Here is a 3,042-nt window from a genome sequence, read left to right on the forward strand (position 1 = left end):
CGTATCCTTGATTGAAGCAAGAGATCGTATTTAGATAATTGGTCGATTACTGCTTCTATGCTCCACTTTGAGTCGTAGAAGTCGATGAGGCGGTTCATGATGATGCCCTGAAGTTGAATGGTATCTCCGGCAAGGATATCGATCTCTTCGATCTGAGGCTTCTCTTGGTTACCCCGCTTGATGATGAATGATACTATATCCTTGTCCTCGATGTCGATAGTATTGGTAGAATAGGCATCCTTGTTCTTGAGGATGATCCTTTATGCGGTTTCCGCAACTTGAGATGCTCTGGTAATTAAACAGGAAAGGCTGCCTTTTTCTGGCAGCCTCTCTTTGCTATATCTTTCGATACTATTTCATAAGCATCATTTTGCTAATTTTTGTCGCTCCACTTTGCTCTAAACGAGCAAAATAAATGCCAGATGCAACTGGTCGATTGCTATCATCTCGACCATTCCAGACTACGCTGTGGTTGCCGCAGTCTAGTGTATCGCTCAAGAGAACTTTAACCTTTTGACCTCTGACATTGTAAATGACCAGTCTGGTTTGCGCTTTTGTTGGTAAAGAGAAATTGATAGTAGTTGAAGGATTAAACGGATTTGGATAGTTCGAATGTAGTGCTAACACTGATGGTGTCTGTTGGTCGTTGGTCTTAAGAGTTAACACACGAAAACCAAACTGTTCAGGCTCAATTGTTGACTCATTGGCGTCGTAATTACCGGGGCGAATGGTAGCCGGACTAACTGATACTGCACCCTTGTTTTCAGAAAATAGCATGAAGCTCAATTGCCCACCACCTTCATCCACAGGAGTCGAATAGGCCAGTATCTGTATTGGATAAGCTTCGAAGACCCGGGCTCCGATACACACATCATCCTGAAATATACCTATTTCAGAATAATCCGGATTACCTTCTATTGAATCAATCATTATTGTTTCGTAATTGGGTTTGTCTTCAAAGACGAATTGTTGTGGTTTTTGGGGTTCATTAATCTGAGGAGTTGTAAATGGGAAATTCCATACAAAGGAGCAATCCCTTGTTGTTCTTATCATGACTGAATCACCATATTTTAGATGAGGACGCATTATGCCATCATAGATCCAGACATCTCCATCTCTCTTCATGCTCCACTTCTCGGCCATAATGTAGTCAATTCGATCAATAACACCAGACAATGCCTCCCAAGGATAGACCGTTTCATAACAGGGATATGTTACCCAGTTCCACTGCCCTTCGTTCAATTGATGAGTCATCAGAGTATCAATGATAGTGCCAAGCTCGAATAAGCTAACCGGTGTAGTGTCTTTCATACGTAATTTATAGCCGTCTATGCTGTTAAGTGAATCTAATCCGTAATAGTTCCACTGATTGTCTCGGAATTCAGCTACTCCATCTCTGGAATGAACATCTGTTAGAAAAGGCGACAACGATATAGTAGCATAGTCTACTGCCGTTCCTGATTCGTCTCTTTGAAGGCGAGGAAATCCTACCCAATTCCAGCCACTATGTAATCTCCTCTCAGTAGACGCATAAGGATAGTCTTCAGGTGATTCAAGTTCAATTCTGTATTTTTTTATTCTTTCGGCTGTAAGTGATAGAGACCTAAGCTCGAAGATCAGATCGTACACTCCTGCTGCATTATGCGGGAATTGTTGTAATATATCACTATATGCGTACATGTAATTACCATAAATACCATCATTGGCTTGTTCATCGTTGTGATATCCATCATCCAGCAAACTTAGTTCCATAAACCAATCATCTCTTCGCAAAAAAACTTTTACCTGGGCATCAGTTACCGGTTCCAAATATTCAAATGCCCTTACCGTCAATGGCAAAGGCACGTTCATCTTATGTTTCCGTGGAGGGTCAGTGAAATGCACCTCCAGATCAGATTGAATCTTTGCAGAAAAACTAAAGCTCGATACACTTGAAGTGGATTGTGGCCGCGTAACTATGGCCTCCCACAATCCTTGTTCAGGAAAAGGAAGTTCTACTCTCCCTAATGATGCGTAGTATCGGTAATAATCGGGGTTCAGCGTCACGTCTATTCCAGAGGGACTTACAAGGTTGAAGTCGATCAATCCAGAAGTATCTGTGCAAGGCCAATTTATGGAGAAATTTGCAACAAGTGAGTGGGCGTTTTTATCTACTAGAAATTGTAAGATTTCTGTGTCCTGAGCGGGATTGGGACCCGTATACGACCTGTTTTCATCAATGCTGGAGGAGCTTTGCCTTATCGTGTCCAGAATCGCATTTATTTCTTGGTAAGTCTCATTAACATATTTTCTGCTCCTAGAGCTTCCATTCCCCCACTCTGCAATTCTATTCATGAGCATATTTGATTGGGCTTCATTATAAGGGTAGTCGCCATTATTGTTTGTTGGATATGCTTTGTAACGCATTGTATGGCACTGAATACCGTACGGTACATAAGAATATGATATTCGATTATGAATCTCATTAGTCGGATCATGAAACTCGTCAGTATTCGGATCGATAGTGCCATTGGGCAGGCAATGCCATCCATCAGATAGAGTTACGAAATGCTTTGGTCTAGCCAACTCGTCGAAACATAAAAATCCCTTTTCAATAGGTGTTCTCATATCTGTCCAGTAACTATTATAAGGATAAGTACTTGGAAAAATTATCACGCCATCCCCACATAAATAGTCTTTATTGTTGAGGATAGGCGTCAATCCCAACGATCCACTTGGGATTCTGCTTATAACGACGTCTTGTAAATACGAATCATCACCTACCTCTGCTGCAAAACCAAACACACCAACCCGATCACTGTCCTCCAACTGACCTACAAACTGCCTGGCTGTTCTTGCTAATTGGCTACGGTCGCTCATACTCGGAGAGCAGTCTAACGCCAGTACGATATCAATGGAAGTGGGTGTTTTAACCTTGAAACCCGGCTCATCCAGTCCATCGATGCCATCCCTCACATTTGCAGCAGTATAGGTAAAATGAATCTGATTGTCAGGTGCCTGAGGACTGCCAAAATCAACTATGATGTCATAGCCGCCATCCAC

The 3,042-nt window shown here is 42.1% G+C and carries 1 protein-coding gene; it reads right to left on the reverse strand.

The window, feature by feature from the left end; translation table 11 throughout:
* Window positions 1–351: 351 nt before the first annotated feature.
* Window positions 352–3,042 (reverse strand): T9SS type A sorting domain-containing protein (locus LHW48_05795; protein MCB5259973.1); only part of this gene is annotated, 2,691 nt, incomplete at its 5' end.

Source organism: Candidatus Cloacimonadota bacterium, assembly GCA_020532355.1.
GTDB lineage: Bacteria > Cloacimonadota > Cloacimonadia > Cloacimonadales > Cloacimonadaceae > UBA5456.